Source organism: Streptosporangium amethystogenes subsp. fukuiense (assembly GCF_042665875.1).
Classification (GTDB): domain Bacteria; phylum Actinomycetota; class Actinomycetes; order Streptosporangiales; family Streptosporangiaceae; genus Streptosporangium; species Streptosporangium fukuiense.
The window spans coordinates 6,821,000-6,845,773 of record NZ_JBHTEE010000001.1; the positions used below are offsets into that span (position 1 = coordinate 6,821,000).

Below are 24,774 nucleotides of genomic sequence, written 5' to 3' on the forward strand. Positions count from 1 at the left end.
CTCTAACCTCGACACCGGGGAGAATGTCACATGGCGTCCCTTCGATCAGCGAACCGTCTCATCGACGGGCTTTACCCACTTGTTTAGCGGTTTCCGGTTTGTCCAGCACATGTCTCACGCACTGGACAAACAACCTCCCCGGCCGGGAGTGGGTGCGAAATCCGCGCGACGTACGAAGGGCCCATCATCGGTCCGGGCGGGACTCAGCCGTGCGCCCTCTTCCGCTCCGCGTAACGTGCGATCCGGATAGAGTCCGGCCGGCTCAGTCGTGCGCCTTCTTCCCGTCCGCGTCGACCGCGTACCAGTCGTCACCGAAACTGTTGAGATCCTGCCCGTTCGTCTCGCCGGCCTTGGTGTCCTTGATGAAGTAGTAGAGCGGGTGGCCGTTGTAGGTCACCTGAGCCGTGCCGTCATCTCGCTTGGTGGTGCCGAGCAGCTTCTCCTTGACGCCCTTGCCCGCTCTGGGCCTTTCATCCGTGAGGTACGGCGGCCACGCCTGCGCGCAGGGGCCGGAACACGACGACTTCCCGCCCTTGTCCTTCTCGAAGAGATAGAGCGTGCGGTCCCCCTCGCCGACCAGCACCTTTCCGATCTTCGTATCTCCCAGCCGGACCTCGGCCCTGGTCGCCGGCGAGGCCGAGGGTGAGGGCGAAGACGGGGTGGCGGTCCCGGGCGAGGTGGGTGACGCGTTGACCTGGCTCGCGACCATCGGCTCCGTCGTGCTCCCGTCCTCGGCGGCGCCGCACCCGGCCGCGAACACCCCGAACGCGAGCACGCCGGCATGAAGCAACTTCCTCATCTCCGACCCTCCAGGTAAGCGGTGTACTGCTGTTGCACAGCAGACACTCCGCGACCCCGGCCCGGGGCCACGACACGTACCGCTTGGTCATGCCTTTGCCCACCGGTCACCGGCCTGCCCAGCCGTTCGCGGACGATCTCACGTCACCGCCGGGGAGCGCCGTCGAACGGGCGTCAGACGGCACCGCGGTCCGGGTATGCCCGGTGTCCCCGTTCAACGCCTGTGCCCGGGAGCACTTCGACCGGTAACCTCACCGGCCAGACGTTGCCCGTCCCGCCCGCTTCTCAAGTCCTGCGACGCTCAGAGGGCAGGGCCGCTCTTTAAGATCGATACGAGGCGATTCCAGATTGTGGGGGTAAAGGTGCCGATCGAACGAGGTTCACAGACGGCGAAGGGAGAGCTACGGCTGTACGGGTGGATGCTCGCGCTGGCCGCGGTCGTCCTTCTCGCGGACCAGACGTCGAAGGTCTGGGCGGTCTCGGCGCTCTCGGACGGCGAGCGCGTCACGGTGATCCCACAGCTGATCGACCTGCGACTGCTGTACAACCCCGGTGCCGCGTTCTCGATCGGGGCGGAAGCGACGTGGGTGTTCGCGCTGGCGGCGGCCATCGCGGTCATCGGCATCCTGTACGTGGGGCGGCGGCTGCGCTCGCCGGCCTGGGCCGCCGTGCTGGGCGGGCTCCTGGGCGGCGCCACGTCCCACCTGCTCGATCGCCTCCTGCGTTCCCCCGGGTTCGGCCGGGGTCATGTCGTCGACTTCATCGACTACGGCGGCCTGTTCGTCGGCAACGTCGCCGACATCGCCCTCGTCGCAAGCTGCGCCCTGCTCATGCTGCTCAGCCTGCGTGACGTCCCCCTCGGGGGCGTGACCGACAAGGGACACGCCTGAGCCGCGCCCTCCCTCTTCCAGGTCTCCCAGGAGGCTCTAACCGGTTTGACGAAACTTCGGTCTGGCGAGGAACAGCGATATCGTCCCCGCGAGATAGAGAACGCCGGCCGCGCTCGTCAGCCCGAAGGTCAGATGCGAGTATCCGCCCAGGAACTCACCGGCTCTGAAAATCGACAGGAAGCAGAAATACCAACAGAACAGTGTGTACGGGACGAGGCCCGCTCCCATGACGGCCCGCACCCCCTTGGTCCCGCCCCGCCGCCACGCCAGAGCCGCCAGGGCCAGCGTGATCATCCCGGCTACGGCACTGCCCCACAGGAAGTTCTCGACCTTGCTCAGCGCGAGCTCACCGTAGAGGCTCGGCCCATCGACGAGCCTCTCCTCCTCCCTCTCCAGCTCTCCTCTGACGACGAGACTGACTCCCGCGACCACCAGCTCGCACAGGGATGCCGTCAGCAGACATATGGCAGCGCGTCCCGGAACCCACATCCGCTTCTCCTCTCCTGGAGGACCAAGCGTGGCGAGAGCCGATTGTGAGGCACTTGCGGATCACTGCGTCAGCCTCCGGGACACCGAGTTCGACGCGGAACGTGGTCACCGCCTGGGGGATTTCAACGCCGCGGCCGGCCATCTCCTTCGCGGCCGAAAGCCGGGCGCACCACCGGGGTGCGCTGTTCGCGGGCACGTGCTCCCCAGTGCACGTCGGCGCCCGATAAAGCCCGACGGGGCCCGGTCGATCATCGACCGGGCCCCGTGCGCTGCCCCCGCACCCCGTGCGAGGAGACGCCCATCAGGTCAGAAGGCGTCGCCCCAGCGACCGCAGTCGTCGAACTTGTCGGTGCCCTCGCAGACCCGGATCTTGAAGTCGTCGAAGCCGCTGCTCTTCTTGAACCCGCCGAACCGGTCGATGTCACCGTGACCGAGGGTCTTGAAGACCTTGGTGTGCGAGCCGAAGCGGTCGTGCCACTTGAACCACACGTAGCTGTAGGAGCGGTCGCGGTCACGGTCGAACAGGTCGCCGTAGAACCAGTAGCGGCCACCTTCCTTGGTCCAGTAACCCTTGTAGTAGGACCGGTGCCCGAAGTCCTCGCCTCGGCCGAAGCCGGAGTAGTAGGGGCCGAAGAAGTGCTTGCTGAAGGTCTGGGCCTGCTGCGGGGCGGTCGAGGCCGTCGCCGCCGGGGCCACGGCCACGCCGGCCAGCAGTGAACCGGCCAGGGCCGCTCCGGCGAGAAGTGCGCGCTTCGTGCTCATGTTCATGCTCCCGTGAGTGCGGTGTGGAGACTTGTCGTTCGGACACCCCAGACGTTAGGAAGTTACGAAGAACCCTTCTGCGTACGAATCCACACTCATCGCGAAGAGTGCACTATTACGCATTCACGCCCTTCCATGGCGGCCGGGGAACCCGTGCCGCGGCGGCCCGGGATCGAACCGAGTCATGATCACGTCATCGCTCCGGCAGGGATCTCCATGAGCGCGCGCTGGAGCGGCCGGGCGGCGGTATCGATCATTACGGTGCTGGCGCGTGAAGATCCTCATGCTGACGGGCGCCGCGGCGTCCGCCCTCGTCCTGTCCTTGCCCGCCATCGCCGCGACGGCACCGGCGGCTCTTCCCGAGCCGCCGTCCGTCACCGTCGCCCAAGCCGAACTCGACCAGTTGAAGACCGCGGAGCCGCGCCCGATGACCGGCTACTCCCGCGCCAGGTTCCCGCACTGGTCCGCTCAGGGCGGCGCCTGCAACACCCGCGAGAAGGTCCTCGCCAGGGAGGGCTCGCTCGTCTTCCAGGACGGCCGGTGCCGGCCCATCTCCGGCACCTGGAAGTCGGCCTACGACGGGAGGATGATCAGCTCCGCGAGCCAGGTCGACATCGACCACATGGTCCCGCTGGCCAACGCGTGGCGTTCCGGCGCCGACGTCTGGACCACCGAGAAGCGGGGCGAGTTCGCGAACGACCTGAAGAACTCCCAGCTCATCGCCGTCTCCGCCGCGTCGAACAGGAGCAAGGGCGACCAGGGCCCCGACCAGTGGCGCCCGCCGCTGGTGAGTTACTGGTGCACCTACGCGCGTGCCTGGACCGATGTGAAGTTCGACTACGGCCTCACCGTGACCGACGCCGAGCGGGCGGCCCTGCAGAGCATGCTCGACACCTGCGGCGCGGAATGAACGAGCGGTACCGGTCCGAGGTGACCGCCGGCCCCGGTGGGGTGATGACCGACGAGGTGGGAACCGTCACCGGAGACCTCACCGTGGTCACCGAGGTCGCCGGTGGTCAGGCCGCCGTCCGCGTGCAGTACACCGGCGCGGAGGAGTGGTACGTCGCCACGGGCAGCCCGCTCCCCGTCTCAGCGGGCAGGGGCGAGGGGATACACGAGGCGGTGGTGGCGATGATCCGGCACGGCGCCCCCGAGGGCGTCGCCCAGGCGACCGGCTGACACCGCCGTCGACGCCCCGCTCTCCGACCGGAGCGGGGCCTTCCCGCTCCGGACTCGGAGGTGAGCGTGCCCTGGCCGCCTACCGGTGGTCTCGCAGGGATTCGAGCAGGCGCGACAGCTCCTCGGTGACGGCCGGGAGGTCGCCGGGGTCCGTCGAGCGGGCCAGCCACAGGGCCGCCTCGTTCATCGCGCCGGACAGCAGGTGGGCCAACGGCTCCACGGGCCGGCGGGCGATGACTCCCGCCTCGATCAGTGTGACGAGCGCCTCGGTGAGGTGCCGCGCCGAGGACGCCTCGTCCATGGCCCGCCACTCGTTCCAGCCGAGCACCGCGGGGCCGTCGACGAGCATGATCCGCTGTACGTCGGGGTCGCGGCTCACCGCGAGGAAGGCCCCGCATCCCGCGACCAGCTGCTCCCACGGGTCGTCGTGCGCGTCCGCCGCCGCCGAGACCCGCTCGCCCACCTCCTGCTGCACCTGCTCGACGACCGCGTGGAAGAGGTCGGCCTTGCTGTCGAAGTGGTGGTAGAGGGCGCCCTTGGTCACGGCCGCCGCCCCGACGACCTGCGCCAGGCTCACCGCGGCGTACCCGTGCCGCGCGAACAGCGTCCTGGCCTCCGCCACCAGCGTCCGCCTGGTCTCCAGCCGTTGCCGTACGCGATCCATCGCGGCTCCCATCGTTGGCATACCGATGGTATGTTAACTCCACATACCATCGGTATGCGAATATGCGGAAAGGAGGGGGACGTGTCCCTCACCAGCTTCTATCCGGTCGTCTGCACCGATCGGATCGCCGAGTCCCGTGACTTCTACCGGCGGTTCTTCGGCTTCGAGACGATGTTCGAGGCGGACTGGTACGTGAGCCTGCGACGCCCGGAGCCGCCTCACTACGAGCTGGCACTCGTCGACCACGACCATCCGACCGTGCCGGAGAAGTACCGCTCGGCGGTGCGAGGGCTGATCCTCAACTTCGAGGTGGCCGACGTCGACGCCGAGCACGACAGGCTGGTACGACGGGCGGGGCTCCCGGTCGAGCTGACGCTGCGCACCGAGGAGTTCGGGCAGCGGCACTTCATCGTGGCCGCACCCGGCGGCGTGCTCATCGACGTGATCACCCCGACCGAGCCGTCCGCCGCCTACGCCGGACAGTACGCCGCTCCGTGACCCGGTTCAGCCCCGGCCCAGCCGCCTGCCGAGGCGCTGGGCCGGGGCCTCGATCAGCCGGTGGGTCAGGTGGCAGAGCGGCAGCAGCGCGAGGAGGAAGAGCGGGAGGTTCGGGCTCACCCGCAGCAGCAGCGGGTGGAGCAGGTAGAGGGAGAAACTGATCACCCCGAGGTGGGCGAGCCACCGGGGGAACGACCTGTGCCGTAGCGCGAACGCGCCGCCGAAGAAGGCGACGGCCAGCAGAAGCGCGGGTGCCCAACCGGGATCGTCCTTGGCGAGGGCCCCGCAGGCCAGGACCGTCAGCACGGCGGCGATGGCGACGGGCCATCGGATCGCGCCCTGCTCGGCACGGTGGACGGCCGTACCGGCGAACATCATGGCCAGCACGGTCAGGCCCTGCCAGGCGCCGATCCTGCTGCCCAGGATCACCAGCGCCAGCCCGAGCAGGCCGCCCGTCACCGCGGCGGCCGTGCGCGCCCCGCCGCGCGCGGCCGCCGACACCACGATGACCACGACGACCACGACGCCGAGGAGCGCGGCGGCCAGGTCGGCGCGGCCACCGATGACCGGACGGGTCAGCAGGAGTCCGAGAGGTACCGCCGACACCGCCAGGACGATCGCGACCGCCGCCGACCGGTGTGCCTGCCGCACGGTGAACAGCCCGGCCGCCATCAGGTAGAACGCCATCTCGTAGGAGAGCGTCCACATCACGTCGATGACGGCCGGCACGCCGAGCAGTTCCTGCAGCATCGTCAGGTTCCCCAGGGCGACGAGCGGCGCGGGTCGGGTGCTCACGCCCGGATGGAGGGCGAGCGCACCGGCGTAGGCGAGCAGGAGCGCAAGACCGAGCGCGGCGAGCAGCAGGGGCAGGAGGCGGAACGCCCGTCCGGTCCAGAAGACCCGCAGGTCGCCGCGCCGCTCCAGGGAGGCGGGGATGATGTAGCCGCTGACCAGGAAGAACACGAAGACGCCCCAGGTGCCGACGTCGATCCTGCGGTCCACCTCGGCCCAGAGGCCCGGGATGAAGGTCCACCCGGAGTGGTGCAGCGTGACGGCCAGCGCGGCGGGTCCCCGCAGGGCGTCCAGCCAGGCCAGCCGGGAGGGAGTCGGGGCCATTCGCCCGACTTTAAGCGATAGATGCTGGTCCTCGGGTCTCTCCGGCCCGCCGCGTCATCTCCGCCCCGGCCACCGAACGGCGATATACGCGAATGTCACTGCTTGCGGCGGTCCGGCGCGGGCACTCCGAGGAGCAGCTCGCGGACGGCGTTCCAGGTCAGCTGGAGTGCCGCCTCGACCTCGGGAGACCTGTCCCCGAGGATGCGGGCCCAGGCCCCCCGATCCCCGGGCAGGACGCTGGCCCCGGCCCGCAGCCCGGTGCCGGCGAGCACCGCGTGCATCGTGTCGGCCACGAGTCGCGCGGGCTGCGCGGCGGTGACGACGTACAGGGAGGACAGCAGCCCGAATCCGGCCATCACCGCGGGTCCGGTCACCGGCCGTTCCCCCGGCACCAGGCGGAGCGGGTCGGCGAAGAGCAGCCGTGCCGAGGTGTCACGCACCTCGACGTCGCTGCAGTAGGCCGTGTACGCGTGCCGCTCCCCCCGCGCCAGCCTGCCGGCCATCAGCGTCTCGCCCAGCACCACCGTCGCGTCCGCCGCGACGGTGACGCGGAGCCGCTGGTAGTACCGCGAGTCGGCGAACGGGATCACGGTGTCCGGCAGGTACTCCAGGTATCCGCCCGGTCCCGCGGTGAGGTTGACCAGCTGGGTGGCGTAGTCCTGTTCCATCCGGTAGAGCCGGGTGGCGGCCTGGGTGGTCAGGTGGACGGACGAGCCCTCGCCGCAGGAGACGTCGATGCGGTAGCGGTCGCCCTGGAGAACGCCGCCGCCGGACGACATGAACATGAGGTACGGCATGTCCGGGCGCTCGGGGTCGTAGTACAGCGGGCGGGCGATCTGCAGCGGTGTCTTCTGGTAGTGACCGGTCAGCTCGGTCCGCCCGCCGACCCGCTCGAACGCCAGGTGCAGGACCCCGACCTTGCCGGGGCTGCCGACCGGCAGCATGTCCAGGCCGGCGGCATGGCGCGCCACCGAGCCCGGCAGCCACCCCGGCTGGTAGCGCTCCGGAGCCAGATGGTCGATCACCGGCCCGGAACGCACATCGCCTCCATCCGCGCCTCGATGAAGTCGGCGACCTCGGCGACACCGGTGCCGGCCAGGCAGTCGGTCAGCACGACCGGCCCCGCCCCGCGCACCGTGTGCGCGTCCCTCTCCATCACCGACAGGTCGGTGCGCACGTACCGGGCGATGTCTATCTTGTTGATGACCAGCAGGTCGGAGTCCGTGGTGCCCGGACCGCGCTTGCGCGGCATCTTGTCGCCCGCGGCGGTGTCCAGGACGAAGATGTAGACGTCGGCGAGCACCGGGCTGAAGGTGAGCGTCAGGTTGTCGCCGCCGCTCTCGAACAGCAGCATGTCGATGTCGGGGAACCGGTCGAGCAGCTCGGCCGCCGCCGCCAGGTTCATGCTCGGATCGTCACGGACCGCGGTGTGCGGACAGGATCCCGTCTCGACCCCAACGATCCGCTCGGAGTCGAGCACCCCGGCCATCGTGCGGCGGACGTGTTCGGCGTCCTCCTGCGTGTAGATGTCGTTGGTGATCACGCCGGGGCTGTGCCCCCTGGCGATCAGAACGGGGACCAGCATCTCGATCAGGGCCGTCTTGCCGGACCCGACGGGCCCCCCGACACCGACCTTGAACACCTTCCGCGGTTCCATCTCGTGCCCTCTCAGGTGATGAACAGGCGGGCCGCTGCCCGCTCGTGCGCGGCCGAGACCGTGTCGGCGACGGGTACCGAGCCGTTCAGGTCCATGGGGTCCTCGGCGGCGAGCGCCGCCCGTGCGACCCGGGCGAGGTCCGGCCGGACCTCGCCCAGGATCCGCTGGGCCCGGCGGAAGTCGGTGCGGCCCAGCCGCACCGCCGCCGCCGTCCAGCCCGCGGCGAAGGCGTAGAGGTCACCGGCCACCGCGTGCGCGACGGGCACGCCCATGCCGGCGTGGATCACGCCGACCACGACCGCGTGGTTGCCCGGCGCGGCCCTCTCCGCCACCAGGGCCGCCAGCCGGGCCGCCTCCGGCGAGGCGAACGCCCACACCGCCGTGTCGAGGACCTGCCGGCCGGTCCTGATCGAGGCGGAGCGCTGCTCGCGGTTGAGTTTGATCGCGTGCAGCCGCCGGTCGACCTCGACCAGCCGGTCCCAGTCGCCCGCTCCGGCGGCCCGGTGCGCCAGCACCAGGGCCGTCGCGTCCCCCGGCCCGACCGAGTTGTACAGCAGATCGGTCAGCAGGCCGCGCAGGTCCGCCGATCCGGTCGCGCCGAGCTGGACGTACCCCTCCAGTCCGTGCGAGAGCGTGTACAACCCGCTCGGGAAACCGGAGTCGGTGAGCTGCAACTGGGCGAGCAGCGGGCCCAGGCCGGCCAGGCTCATCAGATGAAGTAGAGCCGGTTCAGCGGCAGCTTGGTGGCCGGCTCGATGCTGACCGGCTTGCCGTTCACCGAGACCTTGTAGGTCTCCGGATCGACCATGATGTCGGCCAGCGTCGAGTTGCGCAGCATGTGGCGCTTGTCGACGGTACGGCACTGGCGTACCTCCCGGACCATCCGCTGCAGGCCGAGCCGCTCGGGCACGCCCGCTTCGATCCCGGCCTGCGACATGAAGGTGACGCAGGTCTCCTTCAGCGCGGTGCCGAAGGCGCCGAACGTCGGCCGGTAGTAGACCGGCTGCGGCGTCGGCAGGGACGCGTTCGGGTCGCCTATCGGCGCCCAGTTGATCATTCCGCCCTTGACGACCAGGTAGGGCTTGGCCGCGAAGGAGTGCACCTGCCAGAGCACGATGTCGGCCAGCTTCCCGTCCTCCAGCGAGCCGATCGTGTCGGCCATCCCGCAGGCGCGGGCCGGATTGATGGTCAGCTTGTCCAGGTATCGCAGCACCCGGAAGTTGTCGCTGCGCTCGGAGTCCTCCGGCAGCGCGCCCCGCTTGTCCTTGCAGTGATGGGCGATCTGGAAGGTACGGGTGAACGACTCGCCCACCCGGCCCATCGCCTGCGAGTCCGACCCGATGATGCTGATGATGCCCAGGTCGTGCAGGACGGTCTCGGCGGAGATGGTCTCGGCGCGCACCCGGCTCTCCGCGAACGCCACGTCCTCGGGGACGTCGTAGCTGAGATGGTGGCAGACCATCGTCATGTCCAGCAGTTCGTCCACCGAGTTGCCGGTGTAGGGCAGCGTCGGGTTCGTGGAGGCCGGCAGCACGTTGGGTTCCCCGGTCACCCGCAGGATGTCGGGGGCGTGCCCACCGCCGGCGCCCTCGGAGTGGTAGGTGTGGATCGCCCGGCCGTTGATCGCGCTGATGGTGTCCTCGACGAACCCGGCCTCGTTCAGCGTGTCGGTGTGGATGCTTATCTGGATGTCGTACGCGTCGGCGACGGACAGCGAGCAGTCGATGACGGCCGGCGTGGTCCCCCAGTCCTCGTGCACCTTCAGCCCGCAGGCCCCCGCCTTGAGCTGCTCCTCCAGGGAGGCCGGCAGGCTGCTGTTCCCCTTTCCGTACACCCCGACGTTGATCGGGATGGCCTCGTACGCCTGCAGGATGCGGGCGATGTTCCACGGTCCCGGGGTGCAGGTGGTGCCGCGGGTGCCGTCGGCGGGACCGGTCCCCCCGCCGACCAGGGTGGTGATCCCGTTGCTCAGCGCGTTCTGTGCCTGTCGCGGGGAGATGAAGTGGACGTGGGTGTCGATCGCACCGGCGGTGGCGATGAGGTTCTCGCCGGAGATCACCTCGGTGCCCGCGCCGATGACGAGCCGCCGGTCGACCCCGTTCTGGGTGTGCGGGTTGCCCGCCTTGCCGATCCCGGCGATTCTGCCGTTCTTGATCCCGATGTCGCCCTTGACGATGCCCAGGACCGGATCGATGACCACCGCGTTGGTGATCACCACGTCGAGGGCGACCGTGGCGTTCTGCGAGGCCGGGTCGGCCGACATCCCGTCGCGGGCCGTCTTGCCGCCTCCGTACTGCGCCTCGTCCCCGTAGTGCCCCTCGGTATGGTCCTTCTCCACCTCGACGACGAGATTGGTGTCCCCGAGGCGTATCCGGTCGCCCACCGTGGGGCCGTACATGGTCGCGTACTGCTTACGGCTCATCGTGGTCATCGGGATTCAGCCCTTCTTCTTGGAGCCTGAGGAGCCGTTCTTCTTCGACGAGGCCGCTGTGGAATCACCCGGCTCGTCGAGGTAACCGCGTTCGCGCATCCTTTTCAGCGCCTCGCGATGCGCCTCGCGCGAGCGGACGCTTCCGTTGAGCAGCCCACCGAAACCGACGATCCGCAGACCCCCGCCGTACTCGACCAGGTTCACTTCCTTGGTGTCTCCGGGCTCGAACCGGACGGCGGTACCGGCAGGAATGTCCAGGCGTTTGCCGAACGCCTTGTCCCGGTCGAATCTCAGCGCGCGGTTGGTCTCGAAGAAATGGAAGTGCGAGCCCACCTGAACGGCCCGGTCGCCGGTGTTGTGCACGGTCAGCTTCGCCCGGGGCTGACCGGCGTTCAGCTCGATCCGTCCCTCGCCATAGATGTAGACGTCGTCATCCGACACGGGATGTCGCCCCCTTCGGGTTCGCCACCGCCCGGAGGCCGTGGTGATGGTCGTCGTGGTCGTGGTGGTGTCCGGCCGCCGCTGACGACGGTCCGCAGCGCGGCAGGAGCGCGTGTTCCCCGGGCATCACTTCCCGCCGACCGGATCATGGCAGGAGACCAGTTTGGTGCCGTCGTCGAAGACGGCCTCGACCTGCAGCAGCTTCAGCATTCCGCGCACTCCGGGCAGCACGTCGTCGGGCCCGACCACCTGCTTGCCCAACTCCATGCACTCGGCGACCGTCTTGCCGTCCCGGGCCGCCTCCACGATCGTCGAGCTGATCAACGCCACCGTCTCGCCGTAGTTCAGTTTCAGTCCGCGCCCGCGGCGCTGCTCGGCCAGCTGAGCCACGAGGAAGATGAGCAGCTTGTCCATCTCGCGTGGTGTGAGATTCATCGGGGTCCTTTCTCCGCACGGCTATCCGGCGCGCTGGATTTTCTTGAACATCGGGATGGCCGCCAGGAACACCCAGCTCACCAGGACGAACGGCCAGGTGAGGGTGTGACCGCCGGTGACGGCGAACAGGTTGCCGATGGCGGCGGTCAGACCGGCCGCGGACACCGCGCCGATCACCGCGTAGACCGCGCTCACCCTGTTCACCAGCACGAACGTGCCCCACAGCGCGAGCCCGGTCAGCACGGAGTTGTAGCCGTACAGGCCGGCTCCGAGATCGGCTGCCTGCGCGCCCAGCACCCAGCCGGTGAGCAGGCCGACCAGGCTGGAGAGGAGCGCGACCAGCCCGGTCACCCAGCCGGCCACGAACAACCCGATCAGGAAGATCAGGCCGACGTACCACTGGTTCTGGAAGAACACCTGGCCGACGCCGCTGAGCGTGCCCCGCCAGAAGTCGTGCCAGCTCATCGCGGTGCCCGGAGCGGTGGCCGACGGCGGGGCCGAGCGCGCGTGCTCCGCCCAGATCCGGCTGAAGGACGGCCCGCCGATCACCATCACGCTGGTGATCACGCAGAAGGGCGCGGTGAAGGTCGGCAGGTCGTATGGGGTGAGCAGCACGTTCAGCGCCGAGGTGAGCACGCTCCCGGCGATCGCCCCGGCGATGACCAGGAGCACGGTCATCCACCGGACTTCCAGGTAGAGCACCAGGCCGACACCGATCAGCGTGCCGCAGAAACCCTCCAGCCCCACCGAGACCCGGTCCCAGGTGACGCCGAACAGGTACGCGGTGACCGTGGCGACGAGCGTGCCCAGCAGGCCGAAGACGCCGAACCGCCAGCCGCCGACGAACAACGCGACGATGAAGACCAGGCCCGTCCACTGGTTGGGCTGGAAATCGACCTGCGCGACCCCGCGGGGGATCGTCAACAGGTACTCCAGCGCGCGACGCCCCTTGGCAGGGTGCTCACCTCCGGGTGAGCCCGACGACGGAAACGCCGATGTCATAAACGTCGCCCTTCCCGCCGCTGGCGCGCATCCCGCCCGCGGACGGCCATCAAAGGTGAATCCACGATGTGGGCACACAGCACTACTTTCCATGTGCCGAACCGGCAAAAATCAACCAAGGCCAGCATTCGGTCAAATATCAAAGGTGCTGAGGTTAACTCCCGACTTAGACGCCAACCATGTGGATCAGGGCATCTCCGCCGGCGGGCACGGAAAGAGCCGAAGGAGCAAAAAGGACGAAGGGGCCATAATGTCAGTCGGAATGAGCAGCTGGATATCGAGCGGGCTGAACACCGGCGATTCGGCCTGGATGCTGACCAGCACCGCGATGGTGCTGCTGATGACTCCGGGACTGGCCTTCTTTTACGGCGGCATGGTCCGTTCCAATAATCTGCTCACAACGCTTTACATGAGTTTCATCTCGATCAGCCTGGTGACCGTCATCTGGTTCGCCTACGGATACGGGCTGGCCTTCGGAAATGACCTCGGTGGTGCCGGGCTCATCGGCTGGAGCAATTTCCGGTTCGCGAACATCACCCCCGAGACGCTGCACCAGCAGATCCCCACGTACGTCTTCGCGCTGTTCCAGCTGACCTTCGCCATCATCACGGTCGCGCTGATCAGTGGCTCGATCGCGGGACGGGCCCGGTTCGGCCCGTGGATGCTCTTCGGCGTCCTGTGGATGACCCTGGTCTACGCGCCGGTCGCGCACTGGGTGTTCTCCACCTCCGGCTGGCTGCACAGGTGGGGCCTGCTGGACTTCGCCGGCGGGCTGGTCGTCGAGTTGAACTCGGGCATCTCCGGGCTGGCACTCGCACTGGTGCTGGGGCCGGGTGTCGCCTTCCGGCGCAGGGGCGCCCCGACGCCGGAGAACATCCCCATGGTCCTGCTCGGCCTGGCCCTGCTCTGGTTCGGCTGGTTCGGCTTCAACGCGGGCTCCGCGCTGACCGACGGCCCGCTGGCCGCCCGGGCGTTCCTCAGCACGATGATCGCGGGCTGCGCGGGGATGCTGACCTGGCGGCTGGTGGAGTGGATCCGCTTCCGCCACCTGACCAGGATGGGCTCGACCAGCGGCGCCCTGGCCGGGCTGGTGGCCATCACCCCGTCCTGCGGGTTCGTCAACGTCGAGGGCGCGCTCGTCGTCGGCATCATCGCCGCCCTCGTGTGCACGTACGCGGTCGAGATGAAACTGGTCCTGGGCTACGACGACACCCTGGACGTGGTCGGCTTCCACGGGGCCGGCGGTATCACCGGCATCGTGCTGCTCGGGTTCTTCGCCACCGGCGAGCTCGTCGGGACCCCCGGCCTCTTCTACGGCGGGTCGGTCGCACTGCTGGGCAAGCAGGTGGCCGGTGTCCTGGCCGTCGGCCTGTACAGCTTCATCGTCACGTTCGTCATCGGGAAGGTGGTCGACAGGCTGTTCCGGATGCGAGCGACCGAGGAGGAGCAGCGCGCCGGCTCGGACGTGGGCTTTGCCGAGGGGTGAGCCCGGCGGTCGCCGTGACGGATCGTCACCATGACCCCGCGCCGCCCACTGAACCGCCCTGTTCACGTCAGTTGGCGCGTCAGGCCCCAGCTGCGCCACGGTGAGGGTGAAAGGCAGCATCTGACCAGCCTGCAGGGGCTGGCCGCACTGTCGCTCGACGCTCTCAGCTCGGTCGCCTACGGGCCGGAGGCGATCGCGCTCATCCTGGTCGCCGCCGGTGGCGCCGCGATCGGTTACACGCTGCCGATCACCCTGGCCATCGTCGTGCTGCTCACCGTGCTGGTGATCTCCTACCGCCAGGTGATCGCCGTGTATCCGAACGGCGGTGGTTCCTACGCGGTGGCCAAGAGCGATCTCGGCGAGCGGGTGAGCCTGCTGGCCGCCGCGGCGCTCATCGTCGACTACGTGCTCACCGTGGCGGTCAGTCTCGCGGCCGGCGCCGCCAGCCTCGCCTCGGCCTTCCCCGTCCTGGCCCCGCATCTCCTGGCGATCTGCCTGGTGGGACTGGCCCTGCTGACCGCGGTGAACCTGTACGGCATCGCCGAGAGCGCGCGGGTGCTGATGCTGCCCACCGCGCTGTTCGTGGTGAGCGTCCTCGGCGTCGTGGTACTGGGGCTGGCCCGCTCCCATCCGGCGGCCGTGGTGGGGGCTCCCATGCACGTCCCGGTGACCGACACGCTGGGGGTGCTGCTGATCCTCAAGGCGTTCTCCTCCGGATGTTCCGCGCTGACCGGCGTCGAGGCCATCGCCAACGGCGTGCCCATGTTCCGCGAGCCGAGAGTCGCGCGGGCACAGCGGACCGAACTGCTGCTCGGCGCGCTGCTCGGCACGATGCTGGTCGGGCTGGCGCTGCTCATCCACCGCGACCGGGTACAGCCCCGGCACGACGTCACCGTCCTCGCCCAGCTGACCGCCGGTGCCTACGGCACGGGCTGGGTGTACTACGCGACCAACCTCGTGGTCACGCTCGCCCTGGCACTGGCCGCCAACACCAGCTTCGGAGGCCTGCCGGTCCTGCTGAGCCTGCTGGCCCGCGACAACCGCCTGCCCCACCTGTTCGCGCTGCGCACCGAACGTCCCGTCCACCGCTACGGCGTCGTGGCCGTGGCGGCGGCGGCGGCCGTGATACTGATCGCGGTGGACGCGCGGACCCACAGGCTGATCCCGATGTTCGCCATCGGGGTGTTCATCGGCTTCACGATCAGCCAGGTCGGCCTGGTCAGGCACTGGGCGACCCTGCGCCCGCCCCGCTGGCTCGGCAGGGCGCTGCTCAACGGCACCGGCGCCCTGCTGACCGCCGGCGCCACCCTGGTGCTGCTCACCACCAAGTTCCTGGAGGGCGCCTGGGTGGTCGCCATCGTCATCCCGCTGCTCATCCTGCTCTTCGCCCGCATCGAGCGCTACTACACCGCGGTCGAAAAGCAGCTCGGGGTCGGGCGGACACCGCCCAGGCCCACCCGGCCCGCGGCGGTCGCCGAGGCCGGGAAAGTGATCATCATCCCGGTCTCGGACGTCACCACCAGGACGGAACGGGCCGTCAGCGCGGGCCTGGCCCTCGGTGGTGAGGTGGTGGTCGTCGCGGTGTGTTTCACCGAGGAGGAGGTGCACGACCTGCGGACGCGGTGGAACCTGTGGGATCCGGGGGTCCGTCTTGAGATCCTCGACAGCCCGCAGCACACCGTGGTCCGTCCCGTTCTCGACTACATCCGGCAGGTCGCCGACACCGGAAAATGGGTCGCCGTGCTCATTCCCACCGTCGAGCCGCGGCACTTCCGCCATCGGGTACTACACAACCAGCGTGACCTTTTCCTGATGGTCGTGCTACGGGAGCACACGGACGTGCTCGTCTGCCTGCTGCCCTTCCGAATCAATACATAGACGACACCAGCACTTAAAGCAGCTTTTTACGCCATGCGTTATCTATAGGTTGATTTGAGTATCACGTCATAAGCTGATTTAAGTGTCGCACTCGGCAGTTGGGCTGCCCGAATTGACATGATATTTCCAGCTAAAATGCCGGTCGCCCAGAAGCAATACCTAATCCTCCGCAAGACAGCCGACTTTCTGATGGTCGCTTTGCCCTCAGCAGGAATGGCCGGTGCGAGCATCGCCAGAGAGGCAGAACCGATCATGACATCTGGGGGAAAAATGCTTCGAAAACTAATCCTGGCGCTGGCCCTGGTCACGGCGGCCGGATCACCGGCCGCCACGACCACGGCCTGGGCGGACGGGGTGTCCACCGCTCCGGCCGCGCAGGCGGCCATCGCCGCCGCGCCGGCCGCGCAGCAGGCGGGGAAGTGCGACCCGGGATCGCCGTGCGCGGCGGTCAACTGCGGCCCCGGCCGCGTCTGCGTGCCCTCTCCCAAGCAGTGTTTCACCACGCCGTGCCCGCAGTACGACTGCGTGCCCATCTCCGGCCCCGTCGGCCAGCCGTACTACCCGGGCTGGCAGCCTCCCTACCCGGGCTGGCGACCGCCGTATCCCGGCTGGCGACCGCCGTACCCGAACTCGTACCCGATCCCGCCGTACCCGGGCTGGCGGCCCCCGTACCCAGGTTGGCGACCGCCGTACCCGAACTCGTACCCGGTCCCGTGGCGGCCTCCGTACCCGCCGCCATGGCCTCCCCGGCCCCGCTAACGGATGACGGTCCGCTTCCCTGGGAAGCGGACCGGCCGGAAACCTCTCGTCATTGACGGTGGCGGGAGCCATGCGGACCATGGCCGCATGGCTCCCGTCCCCTCCGGCGGGGCACGCCCACAGCGCGCGAGGCAGCGCCGAGACCGGTGTCTCAGCCGATCCTGGCGCTCTGCCCTCCGTCGACCGGGAGCAGGACGCCGGTGATGAACCGGGCCTCCTCCGAAGCCAGGAAGAGGGCCGCGTTGGCGATGTCCCACGCCGTGCCCATGCCGCCCTTGAGCGGGACCCGCTGGTGGCGGCGGGCCGCGTACTCCTCCCTGTCCAAGCCGTACGCCGCCGCGCCCAGGTCGACGCCGAGCGGGGTGTCGATGAGGCCCGGCATGATGGCGTTGACCCGGATTCCGTAGCGGGCGTTCTCCAGGGCCAGCTGCTGGGTCGCGGCGTTCATGGCCGCCTTGGACATCTTGTAGGTGATGGGCGGATTGCCGGGAGAGGGGTTTCCGGCGATGGCCGCGATGGAGGAGATGTTGGTGATCACACCGCGCTCGGCGGCCCGCATCACGGGGAGCACCGCCCGGGCCATCAGCAGGATGCTGCCAGAGTTGATCATCATGGTCCGCGCCCAGTCGTCGGGCTCGACGGAGGTGGCTGAGCCGTCGCCGATGGCCACGCCCACGTTGTGATGCACCACGTCGAGGCGGCCGAAGCTCTCGACACAGGTGGCGACCGCGGTCGACCAGTCGTCGGCCACCGACACGTCACCCTGGACGGTGACCGCGGTTCCGCCCTGCTCCTCGACCAACCCCGCCGTGACCAGCATCGAGTCCAGGTCCCGGTCGATGAGGACGAGTTTGGCGCCCTCCCGGGCGAAGACCAGTGCCGTCGCCCTGCCGTTCCCGATCATCTGGCCGGGGGTCTGTCCGGCACCGGTGATGATCGCGGCGTACCCCTCCAGCCGGTCGGTCACGAGGCACCTGCCAGGTCGGGATCGATCTCGACGCCGAAGGTGTTCAGCGCCATCGCCGTCATCGTGTAGAAGCCGACGGTCATCGTGAAGTCCATCACCTGGTGGGTGTCCCAGCGGGTGGACAGCGACGTCCAGGCCGCCTCCGACAGGTCGTGCCCGCCGTGCAGCTCGTCGATCGCCCGCAGCAGTACGCGGTCGTCGTCCGCCCAGCCGGGATCTTCGGAGCCCGCGGCGATGCGGTCGATCTCCTCCTCGGTGAGCCCGGCCCGCCGCCCGATGACCACGTGCTGCGCCCACTCGTAGGAGGAACCCGACAGCGCGGCGGTACGCAGGATCACGATCTCCCTCTCCCGCGCGGGCAGCGTCGACTCGCGCAGCAGGTGCTGCCCGAGACCGAGCCAGCGCCGGAGCAGCCGGGGATGCCTGGCGAACGTGGTGAAGATGTTCGGCACCCGGTCACCCCCCACGGCCAGCCCGTCGAGCAGGCGCCGTGCCTGCTCATCCCCCTCGCCCTCGGGCAACGGCGGAATACGTGTCGTCATGCCCTGCCAACCCTTCGATCGATCGTGGCGCCGATTTCCCCGAGCGTGTACGGAGAACGACGAAGAGCATCCCCAGACACTGGAATCCAATTCGGAGATCCCGCGATCAAGTCGAGCACCGGCCGGCGATGACAGGCCTCGCGGCAGGAGCAACGGCGCGTTGAAAGGTGTGCCCCCACCGGTCACATCTCACACGGTGACGACGACCTTGCCGCACACGCCGGTGGCCTCCGCGCCGCGAACGTCCCCACACCTCCCCCCGCACCGATGATCAGAACCTTCTGCGCCCTTCCCGCCCCGTGAAGACTCCGCAGGACGGTGCAGGCCGAGACGGGAACGGCCGCCTGCTCGAAGGTGAGGTTCGCCGCCGTCTACCCGACCTACCCCTCGGCGACCGACCGGTAGGTGCACAGGTGCACGCCCTTGTCGCTGATGGCCGTGGAGGTCAGTTCGAGCGTGCGCGACGCACCGCCGTCGGGGAAGATCGTCTTCCCGCCACCGAGAAGCACCGGCATGATCATAAGTCGGAGCTCGTCGACCAGGCCCTCGCTCAGCAGGGTGCGCGCGAGCGTGGGGCTCCCCATCACCACCAGATCGCCGCCGTCGCTCCCGTGCAGCTTCCGGATGCCGGCGACGGCCTCGTCGCCGGGGATGCGGACGGTGTTGTTCCAGGTCAGCTCGTCGTCGCCCAGCGTCCTGGACACGACGTACTTCGGAATGGCGTTCATCCGGTCGGCGAACGGGTCACCGGCCCGCCCGGGCCACGCCGCGGCCATCGTCTGCCACGTGCGGCGCCCGAACAGCAGTGCCCCGGCCTTGGCCACCGCGTCGTCGAAGGCGCCGCCCACCACCTCCGGATCGAAGAACGGGTGCGACCAGCCGCCGTGGGCGAAACCGCCGTCGGTGTCCTCCTCGGGTCCGCCCGGTGCCTGCACGACGCCGTCCAAGCTGATGAACTCGATGATCACGATGCGCATGGGACTGGCTCCTCCGGGTTCACGTCACTGATTTCCGGCACCGCTGATCCGGTCGCGGTGCGGGGGGATGAAGGTGCTGCTCGTCGTGGTCCGGCACCGGCCGGTCAGCCGAAGTGCTCGGCCATCCAGGTGTCCCACGCGGGCTGCTCGTCGCGGCCCGCGAAGTTCTGGTGGCCGAGCACGAGGGCGTCACCGCGGGCGGTACCGGAGTGGATGAACCGGTACAGGCCCTCATCCGTCCGGACGCCCAGGTTGACGGGCAGGTTCGCGTAGTAGACGACCCCGGCGGAGCCGTCCGGGAGACGGACGTCGTCGCCCTCGGCGACGTCCGGCGTGACGCCCAGTTCCCGGGTGACGGTCTTCCAGACCGCGTCCGGGCCGCCCGCTCCGGGCCGGAAGGCCGTGGTGACCGATGGGGTGCGGCCGGTGAAGTGCGCGAGGTACTGCTTGAGGGTCTCCCGGTAGATGGGCCAGCCGGCCTGCATGGCCTCGAACTCGGTCTCCCAGTCGTCGCCGAGCATGCCGCTCTGCACGATCCGCAGCACGGTGGTGCCGCCGGCGCGCCCCTCGATGAGGTACTCGAACGCCATGAACTGGCCGTCGGGGGCCTGCTCGCTGCGGGTCGCCAGGCGGGCGCCCGGCTCGTAGGCGGTGATCGTGGCCTGCTCGGTCTGGCCCAGCATGGTCAGGTTCGCCGGGCCGCCCTCGGCGGTGCCCAGCTCGGTGCGTCCCATGAACCAGGAGTCGACGCCCGGCCCGGTCGCGATCGCGTCCCAGACCTGCTCGGGCGTGGCGCTGAGTTCGATCTCCTGGTTCAGCTCGAACGGGTGCGTCATCGGGTTTCCTTCGTGCTCGGGTGGACGGCGACGACGATCCGGTGGTCGCGGCCGTGCTCGGCGGACTGGTCGTGGTACTTGGACACCAGGGCCGTGACGGCCCCGGCGAGCTCCTGGGCGAACGCGGCCCGGTCGGCGGCCGAGGCGAAGCGCACCTCGGCGTCGATCGCGAAGGTCGCGACGCGTTTGCGCGCCTTGGCGGCGCCGGCGATGAGCGCCCCGACGTCGCGGACCAACCGGGCCGCGACGGCCAGCAGCCAGCCGGCCGACAGCTGGTCGGGAGAGCGGGCCGGGTCGGGCTCGACCGACGCCAGCGCGGCCGGGGAGATCACGTAGGAGGCCGCGGTCGCGCGCATGATGCGCTCGTTGACGTTGCCCTTGCGCCGCTCCTCGATCATCTCGACGAGCCCGTGCGCCTCAAGCGTCTTGAGGTGGTAGTTGACCTTCTGCCGGGGCAGGCCGACCTTGGCGGCCAGCATGGTCGCGGAGGCGGGCTCACTCAGCTCGGCCAGTAACCGGGCCCGGATGGGGTCCAGCGAGACCTCGGCGGCGGCCGGATCCTCGATCACGGCGATGTCCTGCATGACCACAGGCTATGACCGACAAATTAAATTGTCAAGGAAGTCCTATTCGTCGGTACACCGGCCTCACCGGGCTCGGGCCCCGGCGAGCCCCCCTGCCGGCTCCGCACGTACCGAAGCCGGATCGCGGCTACCCGATCCCCGCCCGCGAGAAGCGACCGGTGGCCAAAAACGCGTCGGCTCCGGTCCCGGTCTTCGCCATGCCGACGTATGTGCCAGGGTGAGCTCTCGGGTGCGGGATAGCCTGACGTGGTGGGCATCACCTCTGGTAGCTACACGTTGGGACCTGAGTCCGGCCGGCTCGTCGTCGACACGACCCGTAGCGGGCTGGGCGCGAAGGCCGGCCACGACCTCACCATCGAGGTCACCCGTTGGCACGGCGAGGCCACGATCGACATCGCCGATCCGGCCGGCTCCTCGGTGACCGTCGAGGTCGACGCCGGGTCGTTCGAAGTCCGGGAGGGAACCGGCGGCGTCAAGCCGCTCACGGACTCCGATCGCCGGGAGATCAAGAAAAACCTTCAGGAGAAGGTCCTGCACGTCGATCGTCATCCGACGATCACGTTCCGGTCGACCCGGGTCAGCGGAACGGCGGAGTCGTTTCGCATCGAGGGTGATCTCACCGTCGTCGGCGTCACCCGGCCCGTCACGCTACAGGGCCTGCTGACCGAGGACCGGGTACGCGGCTCGGTGACCATCGTGCAGACCGAGTGGGGCATCCGGCCGTATTCGGCGTTCTTCGGCGCGCTCAAAGTCAGCGACGACGTCGCGGTGCGATTCGACACCGGCCTCCTTTCGGGGCGGTGACCCCGGGCTCGGCCTCTGGTCCATGGTCGAGGTCGTCCACAGGGTGCTCACCGATACCGGTGAGGCCTCGCTCCCGTCACCTGGCCCCATCTCCTGAGACCTCACGTCGACACCGGCTTTTCGGGCCCCGCTCCGGGTGAATCCGTGGAAATCGCCGCCGGACCCGCTCAAGGTGCGCGGAACCAGGAGACCGGGACAGCCGAGATCGCGGTAGGTGACGGCATGCCCGCCTTACTTTATGGCGCGAAGGTGAATGAAAGCTGAATTATCAGCGCATCATGGATGCCTCACTCCGCCCTGTCGTCATATCTCACATAATTCAATGCAGAACGCTGATTTATGGCTATATGAAGCAAGCTTTCGAGGAATCACATGAAGCGTTAGATCGGCGTCGGGCTGGCGCTGCTCCTCGGCGCCGCCGTAGTGGCGGCGGTCGTGGTGGGCAACCGTGGCGGCGCGGAGACGCGGGAGCTCACCCTGGTGCGCGGAGTGATCGGATCGGAGAAGAAGCCGTTCTTCGACGATCGGCGGGTGCGGGCGGTCTTCGCCGAACACGGCCTCCGGGTGGAGGTCGACACCGCCGGATCACGCCAGATCGCCGCCTCGGTGGATCTCAGGAAGTACGGTTTCGCGTTCCCGTCCAGCGCTCCGGCGGCCGAGAAGATCAAGCGTGACCGGGGCGCCACCCACACGTTCGCGCCGTTCTCCTCCCCCATGGCGATCGCCACCTTCGAGCCGATCGCGGACGTGCTCGCCAAGGCGGGCGTCGTGCGGGACTCCGGCCAGGGTTACCGGGTGCTCGATATCAAGAAATATCTGGATCTGGTGGTCAAGGGCACCCGGTGGGACAGGCTGCCGGGCAACACCGCCTACCCGGCACGCAAGCGCGTCCTGCTCACCACCACCGACATCCGCACCTCCAACTCCGCGGCGATGTACCTCTCGATCGCCGGCTACGTGGCCAACGGCGACGACGTGATCACCTCAAGCGCGCAGGGCACCGAGGTCGCCGGAGCCGTCGCTCCCCTCTTCCTCGACCAGGGGTACTCCGAGACCTCCACCGAGGCTCCGTTCGAGGACTACCTGGCCCTGGGGATGGGGAAGACGCCCATGGTCATGATCTACGAGGCGCAGTACGCCTCGCACCTCTTCGCGCGGGACGGCTTGATCCGCCCTGACATGCGGCTGCTCTACCCCTCGCCCACGGTCCTCAGCAAGCACACCCTCCTCCCACCCCCTGACCTCGCCTTCCCACCGCTTCGAGGAGAGACCACCGTGAGCGATCTCGTGCTCAGCCCGCCGGAACCCGTGGCCAAGGTGCCCGTGGAGAAGGCGGCCACCATGCTGCCGGTCCCGGAGGGGCGAGGCGCCGAACTGGCGGAGAAGACGGGCGACTTCGCCGAGGAGCTGAGCGGCCTGGACCCGCGGTCGCCGGAGTTCACCCGCAAGGTGCAGCGACTCGGAGATCCGAGCCTCCTCCCAGGTGGCGAACCGCATGCTGAAGCGTCCGGTGGCCGCGCTGGCCTCCGCCAGGGGCGAGGGCAAGGACGCGCAGGCGGCGGTGGCCGGGCAGCTGACCGCGCTGCGCCGGACGATCGTCGACCTCGACCCCAAGCAGGCGTCCAGTCCGGGCAGGAAGCTGCTGGGACTGATCCCGTTCGGCGATAAGCTGCGCGACTATTTCGCGAAATATCAGTCGGCACAGCGGCACATCGACGACATCATCCGCGCCCTCAAGTCCGGGCAGGACGAGCTGCGTAAGGACAACGCGGCCATCGAGGGAGAGCGGGCCGACCTGTGGGAGTCGATGAAGCGCCTGCAGGAGTACGCCCTGCTCGCCGCCGCCCTCGACGCCGCGGTGGAAGACAAGATCATAGATGTCGAGGCGGCCGACCCGGAGAAGGCCACCGCCCTCCGCTCGGACGCGTTGTTCGGCATCCGGCAGAAGCACCAGGACCTGCTGACCCAGCTCGCGGTGTCCGCCCAGGGTTACCTCGCGCTGGATCTGATCCGCAGGAACAACCTCGAACTGATCAAGGGCGTGGACCGGGCGACCACGACGACGATCGCGGCGCTGCGCCCAGCCGTGACCGTGGCGCAGGCTCTCGCCAACCAGAAGCTGGTGCTCGACCAGATCACGGCGCTGAACGCCACCACCTCCGACCTGATCGTGGCGACCAGCGAGATGCTGCGCACGCAGGCGGCCGACATCCAGACCCAGGCGGCATCCACCGCGGTCGACATGGACGCGCTACGCAAGGCGTTCGACAACGTCTACTCCACCATGGACATGATCGACACGTTCAAGGCCAAGGCCGTGGAGAACATGGCGATCACCGTGGACAGCCTGACCGTCGAACTCGACCACGCGCGCACCTACCTGGAACGCTCCCGGCACGACGGTGAAGGGGCGCTCCCGCGATGAGGGCACGAACGGGTTCTCGTCCGATCAGGCGGGCACTGGCCGCGCTGACCCTGCTGATGGCATCGGCCGCGTGCGGCGGGGCCGACACGCCGGCCACCCCCGTGGACGGTCCCGACGTGCTCCGCGTCCTCGCGGGAAGCGAGATCGGCGACCTGGAACCGCTGCTCAGGCGGGCCCGGGACGCGATCGGCGTGCGGATCGCGCTGTCGTACGCCGGAACGCTCGACGGAGCCGACCAGAGCGACGTCAACGAGATGAGGCAGATCGCCCAGCTCACCGGTGGGGCGACCTTCGACGCCCGGAAGGGTTCGCTGGCCGCGGCCTTCAAGGAGATCCGTGGCTACCAGTAGTCCCGGCGGCCGGATCCTCGCCTACGCCGGGTCGACCAGGAACATCGCCGGGTGCGCCCTGGCACTCGTCGGGGTGGCCCTGGTCTTCCTCGACGTCGCCGGGTCGTTCTGGCCCTTCGTGGTCGCCGGGCTGTACGGCGTCGGGGCGCTGCTGGCCCCGGCGGACCGGGTACGTCTCACGATCTCACACGCGGAGGTGGAGTCCCGGCGGCTCCACGCCGACCTGGACACCCTGCTGACCGAGATCGGCGGGAACCGGTTCCCCGACGACGTGGTGGCGAGGGTCGGCGTGCTGGCCGAGGTGGTGCGCGACATCCTCCGGCGGGCGGACACGCTCACCTCCGCACCCGACCACCTGCACATCGTGTCGCAGACGATCAGAGACTACCTGCCGTCCAGCCTGGAGGCGTACGCGAACCTGCCCCGCTCGTACGCGCTCACCCGGCGCGGCGAGCGGGAGCGCAGCGCCCACGAGGAACTGCTCGCCCAGCTCGACCTGCTGGACACCCAGCTGCGCAAGGTGGCCGAGTCGGTCTACCAAGGCGACGAGCAGGCCCTGCGCGACCAGGGCAGGTTCCTGCAGGACCGGTTCGGCGGCTCCGGCCTGGACCTTTGACCGCCTGACGTCTCCGGCGGCGCGGAGAGGCCCCGGACGGCCGTTGCCGAGTGGCGGGAAGGTCACTCGGCGGAGCGGAGGACCAGACCGATCCGCTACCGCACCCACTCGCCCACAGTGGCCCCCTCAAGAGACAGGTTCTCACCGGCCGCTGTCCGTCATGGCCTTCACCGTTACGGACGGAAAGA

General features: G+C 69.0%; 28 protein-coding genes. 11 read left to right on the plus strand and 17 right to left on the minus strand.

Annotated features, from left to right (window positions below):
- Positions 1 to 262: 262 nt before the first annotated feature.
- Positions 263 to 799 (minus strand): COG4315 family predicted lipoprotein, encoded by a 537-nt coding sequence (locus ACFQVD_RS29875; RefSeq protein ID WP_343961530.1) that lies wholly within the window; start codon positions 797 to 799, stop codon positions 263 to 265.
- 361 nt (positions 800 to 1,160) lie between these two features.
- Between ACFQVD_RS29875 and ACFQVD_RS29880 the strand changes: the two genes are divergently transcribed.
- A complete protein-coding gene (locus tag ACFQVD_RS29880; RefSeq protein ID WP_343961528.1) occupies positions 1,161 to 1,688 on the plus strand; it encodes a signal peptidase II in 528 nt (175 codons plus the stop codon).
- A gap of 36 nt (positions 1,689 to 1,724) precedes the next feature.
- Here the strand turns inward: ACFQVD_RS29880 and ACFQVD_RS29885 are convergent, their stop codons facing one another.
- A complete protein-coding gene (locus ACFQVD_RS29885; RefSeq protein ID WP_343961526.1) occupies positions 1,725 to 2,177 on the minus strand; it encodes a hypothetical protein in 453 nt (150 codons plus the stop codon).
- Between the two features lie 306 nt (positions 2,178 to 2,483).
- Positions 2,484 to 2,939 carry a hypothetical protein gene (locus tag ACFQVD_RS29890; RefSeq protein ID WP_343961524.1) on the minus strand — a complete coding sequence of 152 codons (456 nt, stop codon included), beginning with the start codon at positions 2,937 to 2,939 and terminating at the stop codon, positions 2,484 to 2,486.
- 271 nt (positions 2,940 to 3,210) lie between these two features.
- On the opposite strand from ACFQVD_RS29890, the gene ACFQVD_RS29895 reads away from it, so the two are divergent.
- Together ACFQVD_RS29895 and ACFQVD_RS29900 are read left to right on the plus strand one after the other, a co-directional pair.
- Complete coding sequence (locus ACFQVD_RS29895) at positions 3,211 to 3,849, plus strand: HNH endonuclease family protein (protein ID WP_343961522.1); 639 nt, start codon at positions 3,211 to 3,213, stop codon at positions 3,847 to 3,849.
- Positions 3,846 to 4,118, plus strand: a complete 273-nt coding sequence (locus ACFQVD_RS29900) for a hypothetical protein (protein ID WP_343961520.1) — start codon at positions 3,846 to 3,848, stop codon at positions 4,116 to 4,118. Before ACFQVD_RS29895 ends, ACFQVD_RS29900 begins: the two co-directional genes overlap by 4 nt.
- 79 nt (positions 4,119 to 4,197) lie before the next feature.
- Here ACFQVD_RS29900 and ACFQVD_RS29905 read toward each other — a convergent pair whose 3' ends face one another.
- Complete coding sequence (locus tag ACFQVD_RS29905) at positions 4,198 to 4,803, minus strand: TetR/AcrR family transcriptional regulator (RefSeq protein ID WP_343961517.1); 606 nt, start codon at positions 4,801 to 4,803, stop codon at positions 4,198 to 4,200.
- 60 nt (positions 4,804 to 4,863) lie between these two features.
- Between ACFQVD_RS29905 and ACFQVD_RS29910 the strand changes: the two genes are divergently transcribed.
- Positions 4,864 to 5,280: a VOC family protein gene (locus tag ACFQVD_RS29910; protein ID WP_343961515.1), complete on the plus strand. Its 417-nt coding sequence runs from the start codon at positions 4,864 to 4,866 to the stop codon at positions 5,278 to 5,280.
- A 6-nt stretch (positions 5,281 to 5,286) separates the two neighbouring features.
- Here ACFQVD_RS29910 and ACFQVD_RS29915 read toward each other — a convergent pair whose 3' ends face one another.
- From ACFQVD_RS29915 to ACFQVD_RS29950, 8 genes are all read right to left on the minus strand, one after another.
- The gene (locus ACFQVD_RS29915) at positions 5,287 to 6,396 is read right to left on the minus strand and encodes an acyltransferase family protein (RefSeq protein ID WP_386272668.1); all 1,110 of its coding nucleotides are present in this window, start codon (positions 6,394 to 6,396) and stop codon (positions 5,287 to 5,289) included.
- Between the two features lie 95 nt (positions 6,397 to 6,491).
- Positions 6,492 to 7,436 (minus strand): urease accessory protein UreD, encoded by a 945-nt coding sequence (locus tag ACFQVD_RS29920; protein WP_343961513.1) that lies wholly within the window; start codon positions 7,434 to 7,436, stop codon positions 6,492 to 6,494.
- Complete coding sequence (gene ureG, locus ACFQVD_RS29925; protein ID WP_343961511.1) at positions 7,418 to 8,053, minus strand: urease accessory protein UreG; 636 nt, start codon at positions 8,051 to 8,053, stop codon at positions 7,418 to 7,420. Before ureG ends, ACFQVD_RS29920 begins: the two co-directional genes overlap by 19 nt.
- An 11-nt stretch (positions 8,054 to 8,064) precedes the next feature.
- Positions 8,065 to 8,763, minus strand: coding sequence for an urease accessory protein UreF (locus ACFQVD_RS29930; RefSeq protein WP_343961509.1), 699 nt, complete (start codon positions 8,761 to 8,763; stop codon positions 8,065 to 8,067).
- The gene (gene ureC / locus ACFQVD_RS29935; protein WP_343961507.1) at positions 8,763 to 10,484 is read right to left on the minus strand and encodes an urease subunit alpha; all 1,722 of its coding nucleotides are present in this window, start codon (positions 10,482 to 10,484) and stop codon (positions 8,763 to 8,765) included. The genes ACFQVD_RS29930 and ureC overlap by 1 nt, the downstream gene beginning before the upstream one ends.
- A gap of 6 nt (positions 10,485 to 10,490) precedes the next feature.
- Complete coding sequence (locus ACFQVD_RS29940; RefSeq protein ID WP_425580331.1) at positions 10,491 to 10,925, minus strand: urease subunit beta; 435 nt, start codon at positions 10,923 to 10,925, stop codon at positions 10,491 to 10,493.
- A 126-nt stretch (positions 10,926 to 11,051) separates the two neighbouring features.
- Positions 11,052 to 11,360 (minus strand): urease subunit gamma, encoded by a 309-nt coding sequence (locus tag ACFQVD_RS29945; RefSeq protein WP_343961505.1) that lies wholly within the window; start codon positions 11,358 to 11,360, stop codon positions 11,052 to 11,054.
- Between the two features lie 21 nt (positions 11,361 to 11,381).
- A complete protein-coding gene (locus ACFQVD_RS29950) occupies positions 11,382 to 12,284 on the minus strand; it encodes an urea transporter (RefSeq protein WP_343961503.1) in 903 nt (300 codons plus the stop codon).
- Between the two features lie 340 nt (positions 12,285 to 12,624).
- On the opposite strand from ACFQVD_RS29950, the gene ACFQVD_RS29955 reads away from it, so the two are divergent.
- The 3 genes from ACFQVD_RS29955 to ACFQVD_RS29965 all read left to right on the plus strand — a co-directional run bounded on the left by ACFQVD_RS29955 (position 12,625) and on the right by ACFQVD_RS29965 (position 16,485).
- Positions 12,625 to 13,848, plus strand: a complete 1,224-nt coding sequence (locus ACFQVD_RS29955) for an ammonium transporter (RefSeq protein WP_343961500.1) — start codon at positions 12,625 to 12,627, stop codon at positions 13,846 to 13,848.
- A gap of 30 nt (positions 13,849 to 13,878) precedes the next feature.
- Positions 13,879 to 15,726, plus strand: coding sequence for an APC family permease (locus ACFQVD_RS29960; protein ID WP_343961497.1), 1,848 nt, complete (start codon positions 13,879 to 13,881; stop codon positions 15,724 to 15,726).
- A gap of 270 nt (positions 15,727 to 15,996) precedes the next feature.
- On the plus strand, positions 15,997 to 16,485 hold the full coding sequence (locus tag ACFQVD_RS29965; protein ID WP_343961495.1) for a hypothetical protein: 489 nt from the start codon (positions 15,997 to 15,999) through the stop codon (positions 16,483 to 16,485).
- Positions 16,486 to 16,636: 151 nt separating this feature from the next.
- Here the strand turns inward: ACFQVD_RS29965 and ACFQVD_RS29970 are convergent, their stop codons facing one another.
- From ACFQVD_RS29970 to ACFQVD_RS29990, 5 genes are all read right to left on the minus strand, one after another.
- Entirely contained in the window at positions 16,637 to 17,452 is an 816-nt protein-coding gene (locus tag ACFQVD_RS29970; RefSeq protein WP_343961492.1) for an SDR family NAD(P)-dependent oxidoreductase, read from the minus strand.
- Positions 17,449 to 17,994 (minus strand): carboxymuconolactone decarboxylase family protein, encoded by a 546-nt coding sequence (locus tag ACFQVD_RS29975; RefSeq protein ID WP_343961490.1) that lies wholly within the window; start codon positions 17,992 to 17,994, stop codon positions 17,449 to 17,451. Before ACFQVD_RS29975 ends, ACFQVD_RS29970 begins: the two co-directional genes overlap by 4 nt.
- Positions 17,995 to 18,374: 380 nt before the next feature.
- On the minus strand, positions 18,375 to 18,971 hold the full coding sequence (locus ACFQVD_RS29980) for a dihydrofolate reductase family protein (RefSeq protein WP_343961488.1): 597 nt from the start codon (positions 18,969 to 18,971) through the stop codon (positions 18,375 to 18,377).
- A gap of 104 nt (positions 18,972 to 19,075) precedes the next feature.
- Positions 19,076 to 19,807 carry an SRPBCC family protein gene (locus tag ACFQVD_RS29985; RefSeq protein ID WP_343961486.1) on the minus strand — a complete coding sequence of 244 codons (732 nt, stop codon included), beginning with the start codon at positions 19,805 to 19,807 and terminating at the stop codon, positions 19,076 to 19,078.
- A complete protein-coding gene (locus ACFQVD_RS29990) occupies positions 19,804 to 20,391 on the minus strand; it encodes an ArsR/SmtB family transcription factor (RefSeq protein ID WP_343961484.1) in 588 nt (195 codons plus the stop codon). Before ACFQVD_RS29990 ends, ACFQVD_RS29985 begins: the two co-directional genes overlap by 4 nt.
- Positions 20,392 to 20,640: 249 nt before the next feature.
- On the opposite strand from ACFQVD_RS29990, the gene ACFQVD_RS29995 reads away from it, so the two are divergent.
- The 4 genes from ACFQVD_RS29995 (at position 20,641) to ACFQVD_RS30010 (ending at position 24,586) form a co-directional block, all read left to right on the plus strand.
- Positions 20,641 to 21,195 carry a YceI family protein gene (locus ACFQVD_RS29995; protein WP_343961482.1) on the plus strand — a complete coding sequence of 185 codons (555 nt, stop codon included), beginning with the start codon at positions 20,641 to 20,643 and terminating at the stop codon, positions 21,193 to 21,195.
- A 1,495-nt stretch (positions 21,196 to 22,690) separates the two neighbouring features.
- A complete protein-coding gene (locus tag ACFQVD_RS30000) occupies positions 22,691 to 23,620 on the plus strand; it encodes a toxic anion resistance protein (protein ID WP_343961480.1) in 930 nt (309 codons plus the stop codon).
- Positions 23,617 to 23,970: a hypothetical protein gene (locus tag ACFQVD_RS30005; RefSeq protein WP_343961478.1), complete on the plus strand. Its 354-nt coding sequence runs from the start codon at positions 23,617 to 23,619 to the stop codon at positions 23,968 to 23,970. The genes ACFQVD_RS30000 and ACFQVD_RS30005 overlap by 4 nt, the downstream gene beginning before the upstream one ends.
- Positions 23,957 to 24,586 carry a hypothetical protein gene (locus tag ACFQVD_RS30010; protein WP_343961476.1) on the plus strand — a complete coding sequence of 210 codons (630 nt, stop codon included), beginning with the start codon at positions 23,957 to 23,959 and terminating at the stop codon, positions 24,584 to 24,586. Before ACFQVD_RS30005 ends, ACFQVD_RS30010 begins: the two co-directional genes overlap by 14 nt.
- The last annotated feature ends 188 nt before the right edge of the window (positions 24,587 to 24,774 follow it).